This window comes from Cellulosimicrobium sp. RS (assembly GCF_046159675.1).
GTDB classification, from domain to species: domain Bacteria; phylum Actinomycetota; class Actinomycetes; order Actinomycetales; family Cellulomonadaceae; genus Cellulosimicrobium; species Cellulosimicrobium funkei.
In genome coordinates this window covers 1-645 of sequence record NZ_JBJXVU010000027.1, presented here as the reverse complement: position 1 = coordinate 645, position 645 = coordinate 1, and the positions used below count along the sequence as shown (strand labels likewise).

The 645-nt window shown below is 69.1% G+C and carries 1 protein-coding gene; it reads left to right on the top strand.

The features are described 5' to 3' along the window. Window positions 1–606 (top strand): superoxide dismutase (locus ACI769_RS19830; RefSeq protein WP_137281607.1); only part of this gene is annotated, 606 nt, incomplete at its 5' end. Window positions 607–645 lie beyond the last annotated feature (39 nt).

Sequence of the window (645 nt, the reverse complement as noted above, 5' to 3'; positions counted from 1 at the left end):
CCCGAGCTGTCCTACGACTACGGTGCGCTCGAGCCGCACATCTCCGGGCGGATCATGGAGCTGCACCACTCCAAGCACCACCAGGCCTACGTCACCGGCGCGAACACCGCCCTGGAGAAGCTCGCCGAGGCCCGCGAGTCCGGCGACTTCGCCGCGATCAACCTCCACGAGAAGAACCTCGCGTTCAACCTCGGCGGCCACGTCAACCACTCCGCCTTCTGGACCAACCTCTCCCCCGAGGGCGGCGGCGAGCCCACCGGCGAGATCGGCGCCGCGATCGACGAGCACTTCGGCTCCTTCGACGCCTTCAAGAAGCAGTTCGCCGCCGTCGCCGCCGGCGTCCAGGGCTCCGGCTGGGCCATCCTCGCCTGGGACTCCATCGGCCAGAAGCTCATCACCGTCCAGCTCTACGACCAGCAGGGCAACCTCACCCTCGGCCTGACCCCCATCGTCCTGCTCGACGTCTGGGAGCACGCCTACTACCTCGACTACCAGAACGTGCGCGCCGACTACGTCACCGCCTGGTGGAACCTCGTCAACTGGTCCGACGCCGAGGCCCGCCTCCAGCGCGCCAAGACCCAGACCGCCGGGCTCATCGTCCCCTGACGACCCCGCCGCACGACACCCGGTCGGCGAGCACGACCC